16 protein-coding genes are annotated in these 22,793 nt (G+C 49.5%); 3 read left to right on the forward strand and 13 right to left on the reverse strand.

Translation table 11 applies throughout. From position 1 onward, the window contains the following. Window positions 1-133 precede the first annotated feature (133 nt). The 5 genes from EV209_RS04615 to EV209_RS04635 are packed head-to-tail and all read right to left on the reverse strand — an operon-like array spanning window position 134 to window position 14,682. The gene (locus EV209_RS04615) at window positions 134-3,289 is read right to left on the reverse strand and encodes a PAS domain-containing hybrid sensor histidine kinase/response regulator (RefSeq protein WP_130433494.1); all 3,156 of its coding nucleotides are present in this window, start codon (window positions 3,287-3,289) and stop codon (window positions 134-136) included. 15 nt (window positions 3,290-3,304) lie between these two features. After that, on the reverse strand, window positions 3,305-3,436 hold the full coding sequence (locus EV209_RS16780) for a hypothetical protein (RefSeq protein ID WP_279387331.1): 132 nt from the start codon (window positions 3,434-3,436) through the stop codon (window positions 3,305-3,307). A 3-nt stretch (window positions 3,437-3,439) separates the two neighbouring features. Beyond that, entirely contained in the window at window positions 3,440-7,048 is a 3,609-nt protein-coding gene (locus EV209_RS04625; protein WP_330520817.1) for a response regulator, read from the reverse strand. 52 nt (window positions 7,049-7,100) lie between these two features. Then, on the reverse strand, window positions 7,101-12,098 hold the full coding sequence (locus tag EV209_RS04630) for a diguanylate cyclase domain-containing protein (protein WP_243647520.1): 4,998 nt from the start codon (window positions 12,096-12,098) through the stop codon (window positions 7,101-7,103). Window positions 12,099-12,105: 7 nt separating this feature from the next. Continuing rightward, the gene (locus tag EV209_RS04635) at window positions 12,106-14,682 is read right to left on the reverse strand and encodes an EAL domain-containing protein (RefSeq protein WP_130433500.1); all 2,577 of its coding nucleotides are present in this window, start codon (window positions 14,680-14,682) and stop codon (window positions 12,106-12,108) included. Window positions 14,683-14,979: 297 nt separating this feature from the next. On the opposite strand from EV209_RS04635, the gene EV209_RS04640 reads away from it, so the two are divergent. Then, window positions 14,980-16,452, forward strand: a complete 1,473-nt coding sequence (locus EV209_RS04640; RefSeq protein WP_243647489.1) for a hypothetical protein — start codon at window positions 14,980-14,982, stop codon at window positions 16,450-16,452. Window positions 16,453-16,492: 40 nt separating this feature from the next. Then, window positions 16,493-16,717 (forward strand): hypothetical protein, encoded by a 225-nt coding sequence (locus tag EV209_RS04645; protein WP_130433504.1) that lies wholly within the window; start codon window positions 16,493-16,495, stop codon window positions 16,715-16,717. 381 nt (window positions 16,718-17,098) lie between these two features. Here EV209_RS04645 and EV209_RS04650 read toward each other — a convergent pair whose 3' ends face one another. The 7 genes from EV209_RS04650 to EV209_RS04680 form a co-directional block, all read right to left on the reverse strand. Continuing rightward, complete coding sequence (locus EV209_RS04650) at window positions 17,099-19,123, reverse strand: hypothetical protein (RefSeq protein ID WP_130433506.1); 2,025 nt, start codon at window positions 19,121-19,123, stop codon at window positions 17,099-17,101. Then, window positions 19,110-19,595, reverse strand: a complete 486-nt coding sequence (locus tag EV209_RS04655) for a hypothetical protein (protein ID WP_130433508.1) — start codon at window positions 19,593-19,595, stop codon at window positions 19,110-19,112. The genes EV209_RS04650 and EV209_RS04655 overlap by 14 nt, the downstream gene beginning before the upstream one ends. Window positions 19,596-19,601: 6 nt before the next feature. Then, the gene (locus EV209_RS04660; protein WP_130433510.1) at window positions 19,602-20,552 is read right to left on the reverse strand and encodes a hypothetical protein; all 951 of its coding nucleotides are present in this window, start codon (window positions 20,550-20,552) and stop codon (window positions 19,602-19,604) included. A gap of 1 nt (window position 20,553) precedes the next feature. Then, window positions 20,554-20,751, reverse strand: coding sequence for a hypothetical protein (locus EV209_RS04665; RefSeq protein ID WP_130433512.1), 198 nt, complete (start codon window positions 20,749-20,751; stop codon window positions 20,554-20,556). 99 nt (window positions 20,752-20,850) lie between these two features. Then, the gene (locus EV209_RS04670; RefSeq protein WP_243647490.1) at window positions 20,851-21,138 is read right to left on the reverse strand and encodes a hypothetical protein; all 288 of its coding nucleotides are present in this window, start codon (window positions 21,136-21,138) and stop codon (window positions 20,851-20,853) included. Window positions 21,139-21,271: 133 nt separating this feature from the next. Next, window positions 21,272-21,595: a helix-turn-helix domain-containing protein gene (locus EV209_RS04675; protein WP_130433516.1), complete on the reverse strand. Its 324-nt coding sequence runs from the start codon at window positions 21,593-21,595 to the stop codon at window positions 21,272-21,274. Window positions 21,596-21,739: 144 nt separating this feature from the next. Next, complete coding sequence (locus EV209_RS04680; RefSeq protein WP_130433518.1) at window positions 21,740-21,964, reverse strand: sporulation initiation factor Spo0A; 225 nt, start codon at window positions 21,962-21,964, stop codon at window positions 21,740-21,742. Window positions 21,965-22,075: 111 nt separating this feature from the next. Here EV209_RS04680 and EV209_RS04685 point away from each other — a divergent pair, with 111 nt between their 5' ends. Then, window positions 22,076-22,330: a helix-turn-helix transcriptional regulator gene (locus tag EV209_RS04685; RefSeq protein ID WP_130433520.1), complete on the forward strand. Its 255-nt coding sequence runs from the start codon at window positions 22,076-22,078 to the stop codon at window positions 22,328-22,330. Window positions 22,331-22,412: 82 nt separating this feature from the next. Here the strand turns inward: EV209_RS04685 and EV209_RS04690 are convergent, their stop codons facing one another. Continuing rightward, on the reverse strand, window positions 22,413-22,790 hold the full coding sequence (locus EV209_RS04690) for a TnpV protein (RefSeq protein ID WP_130433522.1): 378 nt from the start codon (window positions 22,788-22,790) through the stop codon (window positions 22,413-22,415). Between the last annotated feature and the right edge of the window lie 3 nt (window positions 22,791-22,793).

Consider the following 22,793-nt stretch of genomic DNA (forward strand, 5'->3'; position numbering starts at 1 on the left):
TTAAGGTCAGCGGGAAACGCCTATAGCTGGATCTCAAGTACAAAAAACTCTTGTTCCGTCTCAAGTGTCCCCAGGGCACAGGCCGCCGCAAATCAAATTAACACCTGCCGCGCTTTGTTTTCAGAGCCGATGTTTACTTACCCCTCAACTTGCCCAGCGTTGAACAGAGTATGCCAATATCCAGAGGCTTTGCAATATGTGCATCCATCCCTGCCTCAAGTGCGGCCTCAACATCCTCCACAAATGCGTTTGCGGTCATGGCGATAATGGGAATTGTTTTCGCATCGGGCCTTTTGTTTGACCGTATGGTCCGGGCGGCCGCATAGCCGTCCATCTCCGGCATCTGAATGTCCATCAGGATGGCATCGTAAGTCCCGGGAGCCGCAGAGAAAAACGCCTCTACAGCCAGGGCCCCATCGCTCCTTACCACAGTCTCCGCCCCGCACATCTGCAGGATCTCACAAATAATCTCCGAGTTGATTGCATTGTCCTCCGCGATTAAAAAGCGGCGACCGGCAAAAAGGCCCTCCTCAATACCGCCCGGCGGCTGTGGTTCGGGAGTATCCCGCCCTTCGTCGGCAGGCGAGATCTCACACATTAACTCGATCAGGAAGGTGGAGCCCATTCCCGGCGCGCTCTGCACCTCTATTTCGCCCTCCATCAAGTCCACCAATCCTTTGACGATGCTCAGGCCCAGGCCGGCCCCCTCCACGCGGGACACGGCGTTGCTGCGGACAAAGGGTTCAAAGAGATGGGCCTGGATATCTTTTGCCATTCCAACCCCTGTGTCGCTGATGGTGAAGCGATACCGCGCCCAATGCATGTCTCCTTGTGCAGGAAGTTCCTCCACGGATAACCGCACCGTACCGCCCGGCGGCGTAAATTTGACCGCGTTGCCCAGGATGTTGATCAAAATCTGGCTGATGCGCAGGGCGTCTCCGTAAATAAAGGAATTCTTGATCTCGCTGAGCTGAATGTCATATCGGAGACCGGCCCGGTCGGCCTGAGGCGCGATGATGGCTCCGATCTGCTTCACCAGGTCCGGCAGGTAAATTTTCTCCCGGTTCAGCGTGATTTGGGCCCGTTCGATCCGGTTCATATCCAAAATATCGTTGATCAGACTGAGCAGGTGATTGGAGGAGACCGATATTTTTTGCAAACAGTCCAGGACCCGTCCTTTGTCGCCGATGTTTGCCCTGGCCAGCGTGGTCATCCCCATGATGGCGTTCATGGGCGTGCGGATATCGTGGCTCATGGCCGAAAGGAAATCGCTCTTGGCCCGGCTGGCCTCCCGGGACAGTTCCAGGGCCCGCTCTAACTCCGCCTTCGCCGTCCGCTCAGCGGCCAGCATATCGGTCACATCGGAGCGCACCAAACAGACCGTCTTGTGGTTCTGATCGCCCCACAATACGTTGACCTGCTTGTACCGCAAGCCGTCCTGCGAGCGGTAGGGCAGCACAAAATCATAGCCCCCTGGCTTTTGCGTCAGACTGCGGAGCAGAGTCTGCAGGTTAAACTGCCGTTTCACCGTCTCGCGGCTCATAGCCGTCTCAAAATACCCCGCTAAGTTGTCCAGCACTGCGTTATAGTCCAGAGCTGTGTGGGGAGGCAGGTTTTCCAGAACCATCTGCCTGGTATACATAGAAAACTCCCCCGTGGCGGCGTCGATGAAGCAGGCCAGCTCACAGGTATAGGCTATCACCCGGAGCAGCCGCTGCTGCTCCCGGATGGAATCCGTGATGTCCGTCCTGGACAGACACACCCGGCCCAGCCGCAGGTCGATGGGGGATACAGTCACATTTTTAGTCCGGACATCGCCTGCATCGTCCACCATGGAGAACGCAAACGTATAGGGCTGTCCATGCTGAAGCAGCGCCAACATACGCCGGGTGTCCAAATGCTCCCGGTACTGCTCCCGGTCCCGGGGCACGACTCTGGATTCCAGCATTCCGGTCACCCAAGCCGAGTGGACGCCCTGGCGCGGGGGAACACAGTTTGCTTTCTCATCCTGGGAGAGTATGAGATAAGTGTCCCTCTTCAGATTCAAATCCGCTACAAAGTCATAACCGGTGACAGAGAGCTGATGGACGATGCGGTCGGCAACGACTTGCTCGGTGATATCAATCACCGTGAGGATCCCTGTCACGTCGCCGCTGTCCGGGGTTGACACCATATTCATCTCAATTTGCACATACCGGCCAGTATCCTCATTGGGAAGCTGGACAAAAAAATTCTTTACCTGTTTGGTTTCGCCACGTTGAAAAGCAGCCAGGGAAGGCTCTTGCAGGTAGGTGTCCCGGAATATACGCCGCTCATTCTCGTCCACGACCAGGGTGGAAAGACCGGCAAAAAATGCCTCGCGGACAGCGCCGAAGGTCTCCAAAAGCCCTGTGCCGGTCTGGTCGCTGATCTGAATGATGCGGTCTTGGGTAATATTGCAGTGGCCCGTCACCAACACGTTGGGGTCGGTCCTCTGGTGGTGGCGCAGCAGCAGCTCGTTGTACTGCTGCCGGACGCGGGCGCGCTCCTCCCGCTCCTTTGTCATATCGTTGTACACGGAATAAATTTTCCGCTCTCCGCCCTCATGTTCGATTAGGGATAGCGTATTCTTGACCCATACATAGTCCCCCGAGCCTTTCAAAAGACGGTATTCGATCTCCCAGTGGTTTTTCCCGCTGGCAAAGTACTTCTCCAGCTCCGTCCGGACGCGCTCCAGGTCCTCCGGATGGACTCCTGTCAGGGCGTCTTCACGATACAGCTTCCAGGTTTCTTCCAGCGGCATCTCCGTGGTTGCCGCAAGCCCTTCCGATATATACTCAGGGATGATGCTCCCGTCCGCTTCATAGCGGACCACCACCACGCCGCCGGGGAGGTTTTTCAGAGTGTTTTGAAAGTACTGCTCCAAACGGCGCTGTTCGGTCACGTCACTGTATGCCACGTACAGGAACTCGTTTCCATCAGGCCGCACCCTCCGGGAACCCTCTATTTGGATCCACCGGTATTCTCCCAGCCCGTCGTGGAAAACCCGGCAGGTATGCCGCATCATCTCCCCGCCGCCGTTCAGCAGGTGGTTCAGGGTTTCCAGAAGCGCGGCGCGGTCATCCTCATGGATGCCGATAAAGGTCACCTGCTCCTTGACCTGAGCAATATGCGTGTTGTTATACCCCAGCACTTCATAAAACGCGGGGTTATGGTACTGCGGGTAAAGCCGCCCCCCGTGCACCTCATAAATACATAAACCGCTGGGGATGCTGTCGAGGATCGATCTCAATTCGTTGGTCAGTTCCATTTTACTCCACCTCTTTCAGCAGTTCCACCAGACCCGCGGCAGCATGGCTAGTATTTTCAAATACATCTGTTCGCTGCCCATAAACCGGGACATTGTGGTATCATAGTCAGCGCCGTATTTCTGAAGGACTTCTTTTAGATCTGCCATTTTCTATTCCTCCTCCTGGCTTAAAATAAAGTCGCAGAGGATCTGATACAGCCTCTCCGGTTCAATAGGTTTGGCCAAATGCGCGTTCATGCCGGCCGCCTTGCTCTTTTCCATGTCGTCGTCAAACGCGTTGGCGGTCATGGCGATGATGGGGATGGTTTTGGCGTCGGCGTTGCTCATGTGGCGGATATTATTGGCCGCCGTCAGGCCGTCCATCTGCGGCATTCGGATGTCCATCAAAATGGCGTCATAAAAGCCTGCCTCGGTTTTGCTGAACAGTTCGATTGCCCGCAGCCCGTTTTCCGCTGTGTCCACGGCAAAGCCTTTGCTCTCAAGCAGGGCTGCAGCCACTTCGGTATTGATAGCGTTATCCTCTACCAAAAGGATCCGGCGTCCGGTAAAATCAAAGACCGCAGGCTTACTCCCTGTATTGACTTCCTCTTTTTCGCCCAGCGCCTTGGAGAAGGCGGAGATCAGAGAGGACTTGAACATGGGCTTGCTCATCAGCATATTGACGCCAGCCAGCGTTGCCTCATGCTCGATGGAAGCCCAGTCATAGGCTGTTATTATAATGATTGTAACCTCTGGCCCCACGATAGCACGGATGCGCCTGGCAGTCTCAATACCGTCAATTTCGGGCATCTTCCAGTCGATGAGGATCATGTCGAAATGCCGGCCGGTCTCCCGCAGGGCCCGGACCCGTTCGATGGCCTTGCGGCCGCTGTCCACCCACTCGGCGGTGATTCCCATCTCCTTGAGCGTATCCACAGCGCTTTCGCATACCGCCACATCATCATCCACCACCAGAGTCTTCAGAGCGGAAAAATTGGGAAGCGCCTTTTTCCTTTTGTGTCGTAGAAGCTCCTCTTCCGTAATGCCCAGTTGTACATCCACTGTGAACTCAGACCCAATGCCCTTGATGGACCGTACGGCGATCTTTCCGCCCATCATATCCACGATGTTCTTGGAGATGGCCAGTCCCAGCCCGGTCCCGCCGTACACAGCCGTGGTGCCCATGGACTCCTGGGCGAAGGGCTCGAACATGTGATGGAGAAAATCTTCGCTGATGCCGATCCCGGTATCGTTGACGATAAAGCGGAGGGCAGCGCCACCCTTGCCCTTTCTATGGGCCGCGGCAGAGAAGGTGACCTTGCCGCCCTCGCCGGTGAACTTGATGGCATTGGACAGGATATTGAGCAGCACCTGCTGGAGCTTCATGGCGTCCCCAATGTAAAAGTCGTCCAGGGTGGGGTCCACGATGCACTCGTATTCCACGCCTTTTGCCGCTGCCTGGCCGTAGCAGATGGCGTTGAGGCCGTTGAGAAAGTCCTCCATAGGGATCTTATCATTTTTCAGCAGCATTTTGCCGCTCTCGATCCGGCTCATGTCCAGGATATCGTTGATGAGGGAGAGCAGAAAGCGGGAGGAGATGCCGATTTTGGAGATACAGTCAGCCACGCGCTCCTCATTGTCGATGGACTGGGCGGCGATGGCGCTCATGCCGATGATGGCGTTCATGGGGGTGCGGATCTCGTGGCTCATGCGGGAGAGGAAGTCCGTCTTGGCCGCATTTGCCTGCTCCGCCGCAGCCAGGGCGGCGGCCAGGGCCTCCTTCTGCTGCTGCTCCTGGCGGATGATGTCAGTTACGTCGGTGCGCGCGATGCACACCCGACCCAGCTCCCGGCTGATGTAAAAGACCTGATACCGCTTGACCCGGGTATTCCCGTGCCCGTCACTGGCCTCCGCCATAAAGCTGTAGCTGCTATGCTCAGCCAATTCACGCTCCATGTAAGCGGGGTCCAGCTTGGCAAGGTACTCCTGCCCCGCCTCGGGCTCCATCGTAGCGGCCGCGATAGCTTGTGCCTCCGCCTGGAAACACCCTTTCGCCGGCATGAGGGTCTCCATGCCGGCGTGGTAGGAGACCACATGGAAGGTGTTCCGCCGGATGTCAATGTCGGACAGAACCTCATAGTCCAGCTCGGTCACTCTGCTCAGGAGCTGCTCCTGTATTTTTTGCTCCGTGACGTCGATGGTGTAGAAAAATGCGATCACATCGCCGCTCTCGGGATTTTGATGATACCTGAAACTCGTCCTGCTCCAAAAAGCGCTGCCGCCGGTTCGCTTTCGCAGAAATTCAAAATGGAGGTCTGTCTTACCGGCGAAAAATTCATTTAGTACCTGTGTTCTTTCAAGTGATTTACGCAGGTTTTCCCCATATGCCGCATCTACGGCTGAGTCTGCCAGTTGACTAACCGCCTGCTCGTAGGTATCTCCCGTCCGTGCGATGGAACAGTCGGCTGTGGATTGATAGCTCTCGACCCGGTCCTGGGTGACGTTAACCCGGCCCTGGATGCTGCCATCCAACGAAGCGGCCTGGGCAAAATATGCCAGCTCCTTTTCGTAAAGCTCCCTGACACGCGCCTGGGCAAGCTTCTCTTCTGTGATGTCCACCAGAAACCCATAGAAATACGGTGTTCCGTCGTCTCCCGGCATCACTTGGGTCTTAAACGAAATCCATTTAATGCTTCCGTCCCTGCAGACAAGGCGATGCTCATCCTGTATGGTCTCTCCGCGATTTTCCTCTGCCAACAGCTTGTCCCGCACCGCTTCCAGGTCATCCGGATAGATCACGGCGGCAATCCCGTTGCCCTGTGCGGCGAACGCCTCACGGGAATAGCCCAGCAGCTCATACAATCCGTCGTTGGCGTCCGCGACTGTAAAATCCGCGTCACACCTGACGCGGAATACCGCGCCGGGCACGTTGTTATAGAGATGCACGACCTCGGCCTGGGCCTTTTTCTGCGCCGTGATGTCAATGCACACCGAGATGATGGCCGGCTTACCGTTTTCTGCTATGACCTCTCGTCCCAGGTCGTGAACCCAAAGATAGGTGCCGTCCCGGCGCTTCATGCGGTATTCCACCACATACTCCCCGCGCTCCGCCATCTGGCGGGCCACCTCCCCTTCCACTATGGCCCGGTCGTCCGGATGCATACAGTTGGAGACCATGCCCTGGATATCTGCAACAAACTCCTCCTCGCCGGCATAGCCGAGGTACTCCAGCATCCGGTTGTTCACAAAATAGAAGGGGAACCCCTCCTCGATATACCCGCCCATCATACCGCCGGGCAGGGAATCGTTGAGCAGCTCCTGCCTCTGCCTGGCGGCGTGCTCCATCACCAGGGTGCGAGGATAATGTTCCCCGCCCCGTTGGCTGCTGCCGGGCTCGGAAAACCACAGGGTGCGCAGCCGCCAGGATGTCTGCCGCCGGACCAGGGTAAAGAATCCCCGCAGCCGCCAGCGGTACTGGGTATTCTTGAGGACCAATCCCACGGACAGGTTGCGGATATCCGCATCGATCTCCTGCTCCTGAAAGAGTGTAAGTTCCATCGTGAAGGGCTCAGGGATCTCCTGGATGTCCCGGATCAGGTAATCTCTCATCTCCTGGGGGCTGTGGGCAAACTCATCTTCCCCGGTGCCCACAAAACAGAATTCATCGCCTAAAAAGCCATAAACCTCTTCGGCGTTTCTCCGCTCAAACCAGGCGCTGCAAAAAGCCTGAAACGTCTCCCAGGCTGTCATTGTTTTTTCCATCAATTTCATCCTTTCCATGACCAACAATGGTCTTGCTTACGCCGGCCGCCGCTGGGTATGGTATTTTCTTTTAAGGCTTCTCCTGCGTTTCAGATAGAGTCTCTGTAAACGAGTAAAAGTTTTTGTCGCTTTTTTTGATCCTGTACATGGCCTGGTCGGCGCGGGAAAGAAGTTCCTTTTCGTCCTGGCCATCCCTGGGATAGACGCTGACCCCGATGCTTGCAGTCATTTCAACAAACAGGTCCTCTGAGAGCCGGAAAGGCTGCCGGATCTCAGAGAGAATCCGTTCGCAGACGTGCCGGATTTCTTCGTCCGCCATAATCCTGCTCAACAACAGAACAAACTCGTCGCCGCCCATACGGGAAACAATATCGCTGCCGCGCACGGCACGGATCAGCCGTCTGGCTGTCTCCTCCAATACCAGATCGCCCTTTTCATGGCCATAGGTGTCGTTGACCTCTTTGAATCCATCCAGATCCATGTAGAGGACAGCAAGCAGCTGCCCGCTTGTTTCCGCCTCCAGGAGCAGCCGGGACAAGATTTTGTGAAACAGCCTGCGGTTGGGAAGTCCGGTGAGCGCGTCGTAGTTTGCCATATGGGCCAACTTTTCCTCCGCCCGCTTGCGCACCTTGATCTCCTCCAGCAGCGCCTTCGTCCGCTCGTCTACCAGAAAGCGCAGATGCTCATATAAATAGGCGTTTTCAAGAGAGATGGCCAGCTGTGCCGCAATGGGCAGGAGGTTTTCTTTTCTCCGCTGGTCAAAGACGCCCGCGGCCAGGTTGTTTTCCAAGTAGAGAATACCCTTTAGCTCCCCCTTATTGAGGATGGGCATGCACAGAACCGATTTGCAGTGGTTCTCTTTGATATGGATGTCCTTCCCGAAGACTCTGGAGTTCTCTCCGTCTTCCAGGATCACTGCATCCAGTGTTTTTTCTACATACGATACGATGTTCAGCGGAATATCCCGGTCCTTTGCCTGCCGCTTTGATACGATGCATACGTCCTTGGCCCCGGAATGGCCCTCCGCCTGGATCTCATACCCGGAATCCGTCAGGCTCAGATAGTAGATATGCTGTGCTCCCGCGCATTCCAGGAGACTATGGATCAGCTTTTCCAGTAGGCCTTCCAGCTCAAGTTCCTCCGAAATGGCCTGGGATGCCTTCAGCACAGAGCGCATATCCAGCGAAGCGGTGGTGCGTACGGAATCTTCAGACAGGGCGCCCTGCCGGCTGTCGTTCTTCCACAGGCCCGCCAGATCCGGGTAGTCCTGACGCATCCGGGCACACTTGCCCTCCGCCCCCCAATGGCCGTACAGCCGGTATGTATCCGTCAGATAGTGACTGGCCGCCGACTTGATCCCCAGCCTCTCATAGCGCAGCGCGGCCACATCGCAGAGGATGGCATGATGAAGGCTGCGGTCATGTTTTTTCGCGGCCTTCAGGGCCTCTTCGTAAAGCCGCAGGGCCTCTCCGGTACAGCCTTCCGCCGCTTTTCGTTCCGCCTCAATCACAAGATAAAGATGGCCATAATTGCAGAACGCGTCGCTGCTGCGTTCCTTCAGCCAATCCTGGTTTTCTTCCAGGACACGCAACAAGCCGGGCCTTGCCTCAGGCTCATAGTCCCCTGTCTCCAGAACCTGGCAGATGGACAGGGAATACAGGAAATTGTGGAGCGCCACGTTGTAAAAGCTGGAGACATACGGGAGCAGGGGCACAGCGTCCCTGCACAGCCGGCAGGCCGTGGAATAATCCCGGTAGATCACTGCCGACAGCGCCCGGATAACATGATAATAGCTGATTGCCTGCAGGTTATGGGAAAACCGCTCCAAATGGGCCTGTTCGGAAAATCCGTCCCCGTCAAAGCTTCCGGTGAGGGAGAGATCCCCCCGGATACTTCTGCACAACTGCTGAAAGCTCAAAAAGCTTCCCAAAGCATGGTCGCTGCCGGTCTTCTCCGCAAACTTGACTCCGGCCTGAACCTCGTTCCACAGCTCCTCCACATGAACCGCGCTTTCCATGACCGCCATCATGAGCCCATAATAGCCATAGCAGGCATACTCAAAGTCTCCCATCTGGGCGTTGCCCTTGATGGACTCCTTTGCATAGGGAATCTCATTGACCACATCCTCGAACCAATGGCCGGTATGGAGAGCAAACATACAATAGATGGAGTGGATCACCTCCTTGTACTGGTGCTTTTCGGCCAGACGCATAGCCGACCTGACGGCCGCGTAAGACGTCCGGTAATCCCTGCGCAGTTCTCCCAAAGGCATCATCAGATTGGAATACATCTGCAGGGCATGAGGAGTATAGCCATGCCGGAACATGCGCCGCACAGCCGTAAATACCGTCCAGTAGGAATAATCTGGATGAAAGAAAAAGGTCGGACCGCACAGGCGGCAGAGCAACTTACTGATTCCGGCTTCCACCGGGTCTTTGGCTTCTTTAAGGTTCAGGATATCCTCCGCTCCAAGGGCCTCCCGCTCCCGATAAAAGGATGCGATCTCCCGCTCCAGGGTCAGCTTGATATTTTCCCTGGGGAAGGTGACTCCCAGCTGTCCAAGCAGGGCGAGTCCTATCTCAAAGGCGTCCTCGTACCGGCCCCGGTTGGAGAAACTTGATATCTGCAGGCGGCAGCTGTCTACCAGCTCAGTGGGCTCCGTCACCAGATTACAGAGCATCCCATAGATCCGGTCACATTCTTCCTCTTTCACTAAATTGCACAGCGCCGAATGATATTCCATATAGATTTTTGTGAGAAACCGGCGGTTTTCCGGGCGCTTAGGCTCCGGCTGGGAGAGCAGAAGATTAAGGTACCGCTCCGCTGTGTCGAAGGCGGAAACCAGCCCGCACCGGCGCGCCGTACCCAGCAGGAATTCCTGAATCCGGCGCCGTTCTTCCTGACCCTCCGCCTCCCCAAGCCCCCTTGCGTAGTGGTCCGCAATATCAAACGCCCGTTCGTCCAGATCACCTGCGGCGCGGGAGTGTTCCTCATACCGCTTTCCAAGCAGGTAATGGACACTTGCCCGCGCCTTCTCAGACAGGGTCGTATAGAACACCTGCTGGAACCGGTCGTGGGCAAACTGATACATGGTCTGCAGGCCGGTTTTCCCATCCTTCTCCATGGGATATACCGCCTCCTGCGCCACTGCCGTAATCAGCCTGCGGTTGATTTCACGTTCCGGCAAGCCGCAGACAGCGGACAAATCCTCCACAGAAAAGCTCTGACCGATGCAGGCGCCAAAGGACAGCAGTGATATTGTCTCCTCCGAAAACTGGTTTAGGTTTTCCGTCAGGAAATCCACTACATTCTCCTGAGCGGGGCAGGCCCGGATCTCCGCTTCCTTCCAGCTCCAGCTTCCGGTGTCCATATCCAGATTCAGATAGCCTTTTGAATGGCACAGCCGCAGAAACTGCTTGATGTAAAACGGATTTCCCTTGGTCTTCCTATAAAGGATCTCCGCCAGCGCACAAGTCGTGTCCGCTTCCTTTTTTAATATGTCTCCCAGCATCTGTGCGGTGCTTTCCAGGTTCAGCCCTTTCAGGTTGAGCTGCGTGACCCGGCCGCCCCGCTGTATGATTTTATTCAGGCTGAGGGTGAGCGGATGTTCGCTGCTCACCTCATTGTCGCGATAGCACACAATAATCATTAAATTCTGGATATCCTCATTTTTGAACAGCTCTTCCAGCATTTCCAGGGAGCCCATATCCGCCCGGTGCACATCGTCCAAAAACAGAACCAGGGGATGCTCCGGCGCAGCCAGCAGGGACAGGAATTTTTCCAGCACGGATTTGAACCTGGTCCGTTCCTCCAGCGGCCCCATGTCCTCAGGGGCTGGCTGATTGCCGGTCAGCAGGGACAGTTCCGCCACCTTACCGGTCAGCAAAGCCGCGTCGCCGCCCAAGTGCTCCGACAATGTCTGCTTCCACTTGCCCATACTCTCCTCCGGCTCCATCAAGACTATGCTGCAAAATTGTTTGATGGCCTCGAAGAAGGCAAAGTAGGGTACGTTGGAGTGATACTGGTCAAACTTCCCCTGCAGAAACATACCGCTGGTCCGCAGAGCCTCCTCCTGAAGCTGATTGACCAGCGAGGTCTTTCCAATGCCGGAATAGCCGCTGATGGAGACAAGAATCTTGGAACCGGACGCCACTTCCTTGAAGTCACTCTTCAGCTGGGCGATTTCATCTTCCCGCCCATACAGCCGATGGGCGAATTCAAAGCGCCGGCTAAAATCCTTTTCGCCAAGGATAAATTCCCTTTCCCTTTGGCACCGCATCAGATCATAAAGAAGGCCCTCGCTGCTTAAGTAGCGGTCTTTTGCCATCTTGGCCAGGAGCTTGTCTATGACGGCCGCAAGCATAGGCGGCACATTGGGTAAGATCACGCGAAGATCCGGCGGCGTCTTCGCAATATGAGAAAAAATCAGCTCTGTGGGGGTCTCCGCGTCAAATGGATGACGCCCCGTCAGCATTTGATACAATGTTATACCCAGTGAATAAAAATCCGCGCGATAATCCAGCTCCGTGTTCATTCGTCCGGTCTGCTCCGGGGCGATATAGCGGAGGGTTCCCTCGATATTTTCAAGTCTGGTTCCCGACATCTGTTCATGTATAAACATGGAGGAGATACCGAAGTCCAGCAGCGCCACCCGGCCGGACTCCGCGTCATACATGATATTGGAGGGGTTCACATCTTTGTGGATGACGCCTGCCTTATGTATGTCACGCAAACCCATCACCAGCTGTTTCGCGATCCGGTAGAAATCCGGCATCTCCAGGGCGCCCTGTTTCAGCAGCCTGCTCAGCGTGATCCCCGGGCAGAATTCCTCCACCAGATAGCAGCGCCCTTCCAGCGTGACCTCGCCAAGCGCCTTTACCGCATAAGGGCTGTCTATCCGCTGCATGATCTGATATTCCCGCTGCAGCCGCGCTGCTTCTTCCTGAGTCGCGGGCTCCTGGCCTCCGGTCTTAAGTACTACCCGGCTGCCGGTGCTGGCGTCCTTTCCGCGCAGCAGCTTGCTGGACGGAGAAAGATATATCACTTCTAAATTCGTATATTGACACATCACATGCTCACCCCTTTCGTGAAAGGCACACTTTCTTACCGCCGGCCTTTGCAGTATACATGATCTCCCGGGCCCGGCGTATGATTTCATCTAAAGGCTCCTCTGCATTCCAGAGCACTGTGCCCGCAAAGCAGGCCACCGAATCCGGATCCGCGTATCGGCTCTCATCATAAGCCCGGAGAATAGCTGTTTCTTTCTTATGGGCAGCTTCCATGGAGCTTATGTGGCGCATTACAACCAGAAATTCATCCCCGCCCAGCCGGACCAGCACATCGTCCGCCCGGGTGTGGGCACGCAGAAGGGAAGCGAAGTGGAAGATCAAATGATCGCCCTCCACATACCCGTACTTCTCGTTAAATTTTTTTAATTCGTCCAGTTCAAACAGATAAACAGCGGAGGAAGACTCATGCCGCAGTGATCCGGCGATGGTATACAGCCCCCGGCGGTTGAGCAGGCCCGTCATGGTGTCTCTGCAGGCCTCATCTTGAAGGGAACGCATCCGCAACTGAAGCGTGTGGGTACTCATCGCCTGCAGGACCCGCCTGCGCAGCGACTCCTGATTGTGGGGCTTAGCCGCATAGTCGGCGGCGCCCAGCTCCATGGCACTGCGCTCCAGTTCCATATCCAGCGGTCCCGTGGCGATGCACGGCGTCTTCCAGATGCCCCGCTCCTTTTGAATCGCAGTGAGGATATCAGCGCCTCCTTGGAGTGTTAAGCTAAGAATCGCAGCTGACATCTGATACGGATGGCTTCCCAGGATTTTAACTGCCTCCTCATAGTTGGCCGCCTCCAGTACCTTGTAGCAATCGGAGAAGGTCCTGTGCACCTGAGCACGGTATTGCTCGTCCTCATCCGCCACCAGCAGAGCCCTGTCCATGCCGTCCACAGAACCGGCAGACCGGCTGTTTTCCATGTCTGCGGGAGGGGCCTGCGCTGTCAAGACGGAAACAAAATTTTCCACCGGCATGGGCTTGGCAAAATAATAGCCCTGGGCGTAGTCACACCCGTCGTTTTGGAGCCTCTCCAACTGTTCCCGGGTTTCCACACCCTCCGCCACTACGCTCAATTTCATCCAACGGGCCAGGTCCACGATAAAGCGCAGGATACCCTGGCCGGTGGGCCTCGTAATCTCAGTCTGGATAAACTTCATATCCAGCTTCAGTACGTCGATGGGCATTTCCGTGAGCATATTCAGCGAAGAGTAGCCGCTTCCAAAATCATCCATCTCAATGACGAAGCCCAGCCTGCGCAAAGCGCCCAGGGTCTCGATGAGCTGTCTTGAGGTATCCGTGTACGCGCTCTCCGTGATCTCCAGGTGCAGGCGGGAGGGGGAAAGTCCGTGCCGCCGGACGAGACCCGTCAGGACGTCAGCCAGATCCGCGTTGTAGATATCCATCCGGGAGACGTTGACAGATATGTTGATGCCGGGATAGCCCTTTTGGTCCCATTCCTGAAGCAGAGCGCAGACCCGCTCCCAGACATATTGGTCCAGCTTAGTGATAAAGCCGTTGCGCTCAAAGATGGGAATAAACTCCCCAGGCGGCTGCAGGCCCCATTCCGGGTGGTTCCAGCGCACCAGCGCCTCGGCCCCCGCCAGCCGGCCGTCCCGGATCTGGTACTTGGGCTGCAGGTAGACCTCAAACTGTCCCGTGGCCAGGGCCGTTTCCATACCGTCCGTGATGGCCTGCCGGCGCAGCAGCGTGCCCCGAAGCTTATCGTCGTAGAGGGCAAAGTGCTTGCCATACTTTCCCTTGATGCTGTGAGCCGCCAGCAGCGCCCGGTCACACATCTGCTCTACGGAAACCTCCCGGTCCTCCACCGTGTAGATGCCGTATTTCATAATCACGTTCTGATCACCGAAGCCGCTGTTGATCCTGCTGTCGGACTGGGTGAACATCTCGTCCGCATAGTCCTCGCGGTGCTCCAGAAGACAGGCGAACTGGTCCGCGCTCAGGCGGCCGCAGATCCCGTGATCCCCCAGCCGCTGGGTACAGAGCTCCGCCACCTGCCGCAGCAGGCGGTCGCCCGCGGCCATGCCAAAGGTATCGTTGATCAGTTTGAAATCCTCAATGTCGGAACAAAGGACATCATATTTCACATCAGGATTTCGAAACAGGATATCCCTGACCTGCTGGCAGAAATATTCCTTGCTGTACACCCCGGTGATCCGGTCATACTGGATCTGATGGATGAGGGCGGAGGTCTCCCGCAGGCGGATGATGCTGGCTGCCCGGTGTAAAATGACCTGGGCGCGGTAAGGTTTGGTGATGAAGTCTGTGGCCCCGTGGGAAAGCGCGGCCACCTCATCCGCCTCGCTGTTGTTGGACGTTGTGACAATGACCGGGATCGAATTCAGCCTGTGATCTGCTTTCAGATGCTTCATAAAGGTATAGCCATCCATAACCGGCATAACAATATCCAACAGGATCAGAGAGATTCCCTCCCTGTATTTTTCCAGCAGCGACAGGGCCTGCTCTCCGTTTTCTGCCTCCAGAACCGTGTATTGAGAAGACAGGATGACGCACAGCGCCGCCCGATTGATTTCATTGTCTTCTACCACTAAAATTTTTCTCTCAAATACCATTTCTCACACTCAATCCTTTTAATAGTCTGCATAAAAATATTTGTATATTATTCAAATTGCAAATGACGCATATTTGTCATTTTGAATGACAAATTCCAAACTGTAAAATCCTTATATAATAGAATACTTCTTTTTTAAGCAAAATTCAAGGGATTATCCGTAATTGACAATGATATTTAAGTGTCATTTCAAATGACAAACTATATAAATTTTGTTGCAAACTTAATCATTTTACGGTATACTGATATAAAAAAGGAGGATCAGACTGTGCAGTTCTATGAAAAACTAATTTTTGTTATGAATTTGACTCAGACAACGAACCGGGAGCTGGCCCTGGCCGCGCAGGTAGACCCCTCCATCATCAGCCGATTCCGCAGCGGGAAGAGAGGTCTCCCGCGGAATCTGGATCTGCTGCGCGGCATGGCGGATTTCCTTGCCGAACGCTGTACCGGCGAATATCAGAGAAGAGCTTTGTCTGAGATGGCGGGGGTCAGGCGGATCCTCATGGACAAGCAGGATCAGCTGTCAGAATTTTTATTTTGCTGGCTGTGCGGTGACGATGACGGAGTGGACCGCTTCATGCGAAGCTTTGAATCGCTGACCATTAAGGGGGTTGCGTCTAACTCCACCTTAGAAGCCACAACCATCAGCCGTAAGGGGAATTTTATTCATTTTGGAAATGAGGGAAAGCGTGCCGCTGTACGTTCCATGTACCAACACCTGCTGGCCCGGCAGGAACCGGGTACAATCTGCATTCTTGCCGATGAGACCGACGATTGGCTGATGGAGGATTATGATTTCACCTCCCAAATGCAGGCCTGGCTGCTGGATTGTATCCGACGGGGGTGTCAGATCTGCCACATCATACCTCCGATCTACTCGGGCGAACAGATTCTGGAATCCCTGGCCCGCTGGATCCCGCTCTATATGACAGGCAAGGTAAAAGCCTATTTTTATCCTCATATCCGCGACCGCCTTTACCGGCACACCATCATCATGATGCCCGGACAAATCGCGATTGCGTCACATTCCATGGCGGGCGATCCCACCAGCTACGCCACAATGATGACCACAGACCCAGGGGTGCTCCGGGCGACAGAAGCGGAGTTTCAGGCCTACCTCGCCCTGTGCCGGCCTATGCTGAATACCTACTCGGAACCTCAAAAGCTGTTCCAGTGCTTTATGAAATTCCTATCGCCCCAGGGCTTCCGCATACAAAAGCTGATCTCCTTGTCCGCAGTGACCGCGCCCTTTGAACTTATCGCGGACTCCATCGGAAAAAGAGAAGACCCCGAGCAGAAACGCCTGGGCGAACTTTACCTCCAGGAGATGCAGCGGCTGGAACAGGAGCAGGACCAGTACAATCTGATCGATATCGTTCACCTGGCCAGCGCTGACCAGGTCCGTGCCGGCACAGTGCCTATCACCGCCACCTGCTGGTCAGTCGGCGCCCTTTACTATACCCCGGAGACCTATACCCTGCACCTGAAGAAGATCCTGCATATTTTGGACACCCATGAAAATTATCATTTTGTCCCTCTGGAAGGATCTGTTGAACAGGAAAGTTCCCTTATGGTCAAGGAAAATCACAGAGCTCTTCTTGTGCATACCTCAGAGCCCTTTACCGTCTTTGAGATTTCTCAGCCTGAGATCGTAGCCCTATATCGGGAGTACCTGCTTCGCCTGGCTGAGAAAGTGGGATACAAGGGTATTCACCGAACGAAGATTAAGTCAAGGCTCCGGGAACTGATCCGGGAGCTGGAGGAGTGACGCATAAAGACGCGGCGTTAATACCAGTATACCAGGCATTATGGGCTGTATTGCGGTTTTAATTGTCATCCTGTTAACGTTTTTGTTCTACCGTTCTCTGGAGCGGGAAATTTACAAGGAGCGTGCCCCTTACATGACAGAGATCTCTGTACATGTGGTCTTTACGGCGGACACGGTTGCCAACGTACAATGGAATCTTGCGGCGATCTTGTCAAATCGCATGAGAGGGCCCGGGATTTCCAGTACGGCGGAACTGGCGGATTAGATCGCGGCTGAGATCGGGGTCCATGATCAGGTGGAGTTGTATTATTTTAAAAAAATGCTTATTTTTCACAGCTTTTCGGATATGAAAGGGCAAAAAAGACCTCAAGGAATTTTCTTCCTCAAGGTCTGATTTTTTTATTTCTTTAAATAGTCACTTTTGCCCTTTACAGGATAACGGCCGTTGCCCTTTAACATTACTTACTCGAATTCCTAAATTTCAAGTTGTTGGTTAGTATTTTGGTTAATTTTTCGTGCTACTTCATTTCAATATCGAACGGTTTTATACATATTATATAAATTCCTAATACTTTGTATTACTAAAATCTTACATCCAGTTGACGCCTTTCTTATTAATTTAAATACTATACATATCTAAGTATACTTATATTTTCACAAATGCTTTATTTTCAATCTCAATCATCCGATAGTCTTCCGCATTTAGATTTTCAATCACCTCTCTTGTATCTTGGTCTTTAATTGTGATACCCAAAATCACCTGACTTTTCTCTTTTAGCAAAATTATACTGTCAATAAATGCTTTCAAGTCTTTCATCACAATGCTATGCTGATCTGGCTCGTCAAATATAAGCATATTTACATGATTACCCAGTTTTTCGATTGATGTTTGCATCAATGCCATAGCAAAAGCCCAAATAGCACGAATTCCATCACTAGCTGATGAACCAAATTTCATGTCGAAATTCTCAACTACCGGTAAATAAGTATCTTTGGATATTTCAACCTTGTCTAATGAATCTATACTAGAATAGGAGTAACTTTCTAGGTTACTAATAAAATTCCTTTGCAGGCAATTCAATTTGCTATAATCATTATTGGTAAATTTATTTTTAGGTAACTTTTCTACCCTAATTAAATACTCTTTCCATTCATCAGATAACTCCTGTAATTTCTGTAACTGCTGTTCAATAAAATCCACATAATTTTCTAAATCCTCTATTTCTTTTGAAATCTCAAATTTCTTGAAAACAATAGCTTCCGAAATGTTTTCATCTACAGAAGAGATATCATTCCTTAACGATTTTGCCAATCTTGTCATTGTATTCACTCTACTCATTGATTGCTGTAACGCTTCATCTAATTCCATTTTTCTCTGTTTATGACCATTTATTGCAAATTCATACATTTCCTTTTGTGCATTAAGATGTTTGATATTATCATCTATACTCATATAAGTATACTTGTTCTGATTAGGCAATAAAGAGTCTTGAATAGTTTGGTGACAGACTGGACATATGTCCTTTAAAACCTCACTATCAAGATCAGATCCTAAATCCCGTAATTTTTTTGCATCTTTATTATTGATTATATCCGTATTAATATTATCTAACTCTTCTTGTAACTTTTTAATAGAAATGTTTTCAATCGAAAACTGTCGCCTAATCTCTGCCTGTTGTCTATACATGTCTTCTATGCATTCCTGTGTTTTCTCAAGCTCCTCCTCTATTTCATCATAATTATCAACTATTTTAGGCGTAACAGCAGATAAACTCTTATACTCATCTTTAAGTTGTTTAATGTAAATTTCAACCAAATTGTTATCTTCTGTTCCTTTTACCAGGTGAACACCGTTTTGAAACCCTTCGTCTAATATTTCCGCTTGCAATGGTAGCCCCTGCACTTTACAGCATACCCTATTAGATTCAGTATAAATAGCCGAAAGAACATTTTTCCATTTATCTTTAATACACTTTTCTTCATATGCTAATTCATTCTTATTTCGTTCATTTGTAATTGTTTCTAATCCTATTAAATATTCAACAATTCTTTTTTTCGCCTCTTTTATACCTAAATATGGCATTGCTGAAAACAAATCTGCCCATCCTCTTTTTTGCTCAATGAACATTGCTGAAAATAATAATTGTAAATAAAGTTTTCTTTCTTTATCATCAGAGGTCGGCACTATAGGTAGCGATAAACCTAAGAACTTTTCTAAAAATGCATGAAACCCTTTTTCATGTACAGCAGCGTTTTTAGACAAAACATACATATCTTCTAATTCGGTGTCTTTATTATTAATGTTGTCCATATCACTAAAATAAACTGTCACTAATTTACTCTGTCTATTATCCATTTTCGCTGCACGATAAATAGTAATACAATCAACTCCATTATATATTTCCATATATACTTTAGACTGCAACACAGCATATACATTTTGCCCATCTTTAATATAGCTCTTATAGGCATCTGTTAGAACCTTTTCGCCTTCCCCGCCGATTATCTGTTCAAATCCCAAACAATAATATATGCCTGCTATAACTGAACTTTTCCCACAAGTATTATTGGGACTTGCAATAAAATTCAAACCACGACTAAATTCCTCATCAAAACCGTATTCACCATTATCCGTGTTTATTATTATCTTTAGTCGATTAACTTGTAGCATCTATATACCTCCATGTTTCCATTAGATCTGCAATCTTTTCTTCAGTTAATTGTTTTCCTATTTTATTTAAAAACTCTTTTTCATTTTTTAACAAACAATTATCTCTTTGTATTTTTCGCACAAAGTTCTTTCCTTTTTCTGTTAGCTTAAAATTTCCCTGAGCTAATTGCGTAATCATTTGATCTGCCATAGCATACTTAATTGCACGATTCACAGCTGGATCAAAACGCACGGAAGTATAACTCATTTTGTTTTTATTGCAGAAACTCAATAACCTTGTTTTACCTTTCTCGTCATTCATCGCATTTGCTATCATCTGTATTTTTAGAAACGAACAACTCTTCCGTCCACCACACAGAAAAAGAATAAGGCAAATCTGACCTAATTTATAACTTATTCGATAATTATAAGGAACTGCATCTGGCTTTGCATCAAAAACAATTGTATCTGATATTAGTATCTCTCTCTCCATAAATAATCACCTAAACTCCATTGAACAATCTGCTAACCAGCTTCCTACCATATCTTGTTTCAACTCACTAACCGAGGCAAACGACAAATTATCAAATTCAGATTCTAATCTATCCCCAAATTCTTTAATTAACTCGCTAAACAGCTTACCATTGATTGATTTATCTACATTCATTTTTGTACGTATTTCCACTTCATTTTTACAAGTAGATTCTAATTCCTGTATTTCCTCATATATTCTAGGAAAAGAAACATGTAGATCGGATAATATTTCTCGCCCACGCATATAATATTCTATGTATCTTCTAACAATATCCTTATAGTTCATGTCATCAACTGAGATATTCCCCATTACTGCCCTAACTTTTCTCTTAATATTTTCTGCCTTTTCTGAATCACACTTTTCCCAGTCAATTTCTGATGTATTCTTTAGCGTCAAATCCAGCTTTACATCAGAACACTTACTTCTAAATAAACGGGTAAATTCCAACTTAAAGTCTTCCGCCACCTTCACGATAATTTTAAAATTATCTGCTATATAGTCGAAATCTTTTGGCGAATCAGCTTTTTTCTGTAATACTAAATCAGTTTTGTTTTTTGCATGTATTAATATCTTACTGTCCTTATACTCTGGAGTAACAAAATGCCACTCCTGAATCTTTGGAACACCTAAACTAATTAATCGCTCCTTATATTTGCCATCAATAAGTTTATTTATATCTGTTGTCATCTTTTTCCTTAAATGCTCATACAACTCGTTATCCGCATAACCTCTTTCAGGACAATAGCACTGATACACAATACCTGTATGCGTGAATCCCTCAATCCCTGCATCTCCTCCAGCAATGGACGGAATCTTTTGGTATCCTTCGCTTTGATACCTTTCTCTGTACCATTCATCACACAATCCTTCCCAAGCATCCCCCTCCATATAGTTTCCTATGTAATCTATTACCATTTCATTTCCCTCCGCAAAACATTTTTAGTGATATAGTATTTTGAATCCTCAATTTATCAGTTACAAGCCTCGAATCAACTATTTCCTCCCGCATACTATCTTGATAGCGTATCTTTACTAATTCAAATATTGGATACTCCATAACTATATATACTTTTTGATTGAGATAGTATTTATTAATCATTCTATCATTTAACACAAAATACTACCTCCTCACACCAATTATGTTTCTTTAATTTTAACATATTTTAATGCATTGCTCTATACAACTTTCAGACTAATGGCCAAAACTTTAAATTTACTTCCCCCTTAAATCAAACCGATTCCCATCAGTCCTTCCCATACCAATTATATCCCCGTACATACTGCAAGTAAACGTATACGACACCCCATCCACCATAACCTCTACCGTCATTCCATCCTCTTCCAGCATACAGAACATATTAAACTCCAACACATCCCTGTTCCGGTTCAAAAACTTACTGATTGCTTCTTCTGTCTGCTCTTCCAACGCTTTCCTCTCGTCCGTCACATCCTCTCCATCACGATAAGCCGATACAACCTCACCATCCGCTGTAATAATCATTGATGAATGTCCCTCTTCCTTTTCTTCTGCCCGGGCACATCCTGTAAGTATCAACACCATAACTAAAAATATTATTTTCTTCATCATTTGCCTTTCCGGCAAATACGCAAAAAGCAGCCTAAACCAGACTGCTCTACTTCAATTTCATACCCCTCACATAGATTTCAACCGCTTCTTTCTCTTTATCCGTCAAGGATTCCCAAATTTCTAGCACTTTCTTTTGTTCTGAAGATAATTCCAGTTTTCCTATATCATCAGAAAAAAATTGTGGCAGCGTGATCCCCAATCCGTCACAAATCCTGTCCAATGTATAAAAGGTAGGTGTGCTTCCTCTTTTCTTCAGGTTCGATAAAGAGGACTGGCTAATGCCCGTCTTTTTAGATAGCGCATACATAGACATCTGCTTTTTATCACAGAGTTCCTCTATTCGATTCGCAATATACTTCTCATCTAACAAGCAACCTACACCCCACTTCCGATATATGTTGCTTTCATTTTACCCGGTATGATTGGATATTATTAGATTTTCAATCAAGAAGTATATTACTTTATACTTGAGTAGTATCAAATTAAAAAAATAAGCGTATTACCTAATACTCTTTTATTGGTTCCTTTTCATTTCCTTACAAAGATACTCAATCACTTCCTGCGGTGTCGGGCGTTCCCCCTTAAAAGGTACTTTTTCCCACTCTGCTCTAATCACTGGATCAGGATTGTCAAAACCAGAATCAATGGCAATTTGTATTTCCTTTTCTACCTCTTTTGAACTGATCCCCTCTCCTTTTCCGATAGTATTCATCACCTTATTAAATTTTCTTTTTCTCATAGCTTTATATTTCGCCTCCTTTTGCAATCTATTAATTGCAATTATACAGACATTTTATACTAGAATCAATATAAACATACGATATGTCGAGCGAAAGGCTGGTAGTCAATTATGCCGCAAAAACTAAAACAAACACAGGATATTTCTCTGGGAAATAATCTTAGAAAATTAAGAAACAGTGCAAGCTTAACACAAGAACAGGTTATCGCACAATTACAGCTTCGTAACTTCTCTATTTCCAGAAGTGCCTACTCTCAAATAGAAGCCGGTACATATAACATTCGCATTAGTGAGTTGATTGCATTGGCTGAAATTTTTCACACAGATTACAATACGATATTTGACGGTCTGACCTATAAAAAATGACCCTGATTACAGGATTTCTGCAGTCTAGGGTCATTTTTGTATGCATCTTTGGATTATGCCAAATCAGCATCGTACACTCCGTTTATATATACACTAATTCTTTCAATATGATTTCCTCAGCAGCACTCTTGATATTATTCATTAAACCCACCCATTTCATTTGATCCTCCGCCTTTAGTTGTTCGGTAATCCCATGCTGGCGTTTCATTAATTGAATCAAATATTCCATTCTCTCGCTTGCTTCTTTGTCCACAGTATTCAAATGCTTCACCAGTTTTCCTTGTGTTAACAGGGAAATGTACATACCCCTCTTGTACTCTTTCAAATATCTAAGCCTTAGAGAACCATATTTCCCATAGTCTGGTGTCTCTTCTTGTGGCGGAAGTAAATCTGGCAAATAATAATCTCCTGTTAAAGTGTAAGACAATCCATTTTTCTTATCATAAATATGTTTTTTCATGCG

The organism is Cuneatibacter caecimuris (genome assembly GCF_004216775.1).
Classification (GTDB): Bacteria; Bacillota; Clostridia; order Lachnospirales; family Lachnospiraceae; genus Cuneatibacter; species Cuneatibacter caecimuris.

What these genes read in the sequence shown, in the direction of transcription:
- EV209_RS04615 (WP_130433494.1), bottom strand. Translation starts at nt 3,289, where the DNA reads ATGGAACTGACCAACGAATTGAGATCGATCCTCGACAGCATCCCCAGC.
- EV209_RS16780 (WP_279387331.1), bottom strand. Translation starts at nt 3,436, where the DNA reads ATGGCAGATCTAAAAGAAGTCCTTCAGAAATACGGCGCTGACTATGAT.
- EV209_RS04625 (WP_330520817.1), bottom strand. Translation starts at nt 7,048, where the DNA reads ATGGAAAGGATGAAATTGATGGAAAAAACAATGACAGCCTGGGAGACG.
- EV209_RS04630 (WP_243647520.1), bottom strand. Translation starts at nt 12,098, where the DNA reads ATGTGTCAATATACGAATTTAGAAGTGATATATCTTTCTCCGTCCAGC.
- EV209_RS04635 (WP_130433500.1), bottom strand. Translation starts at nt 14,682, where the DNA reads ATGGTATTTGAGAGAAAAATTTTAGTGGTAGAAGACAATGAAATCAAT.
- EV209_RS04640 (WP_243647489.1), top strand. Translation starts at nt 14,980, where the DNA reads ATGAATTTGACTCAGACAACGAACCGGGAGCTGGCCCTGGCCGCGCAG.
- EV209_RS04645 (WP_130433504.1), top strand. Translation starts at nt 16,493, where the DNA reads ATGGGCTGTATTGCGGTTTTAATTGTCATCCTGTTAACGTTTTTGTTC.
- EV209_RS04650 (WP_130433506.1), bottom strand. Translation starts at nt 19,123, where the DNA reads ATGCTACAAGTTAATCGACTAAAGATAATAATAAACACGGATAATGGT.
- EV209_RS04655 (WP_130433508.1), bottom strand. Translation starts at nt 19,595, where the DNA reads ATGGAGAGAGAGATACTAATATCAGATACAATTGTTTTTGATGCAAAG.
- EV209_RS04660 (WP_130433510.1), bottom strand. Translation starts at nt 20,552, where the DNA reads ATGGTAATAGATTACATAGGAAACTATATGGAGGGGGATGCTTGGGAA.
- EV209_RS04670 (WP_243647490.1), bottom strand. Translation starts at nt 21,138, where the DNA reads ATGATTATTACAGCGGATGGTGAGGTTGTATCGGCTTATCGTGATGGA.
- EV209_RS04680 (WP_130433518.1), bottom strand. Translation starts at nt 21,964, where the DNA reads ATGAGAAAAAGAAAATTTAATAAGGTGATGAATACTATCGGAAAAGGA.
- EV209_RS04685 (WP_130433520.1), top strand. Translation starts at nt 22,076, where the DNA reads ATGCCGCAAAAACTAAAACAAACACAGGATATTTCTCTGGGAAATAAT.
- EV209_RS04690 (WP_130433522.1), bottom strand. Translation starts at nt 22,790, where the DNA reads ATGAAAAAACATATTTATGATAAGAAAAATGGATTGTCTTACACTTTA.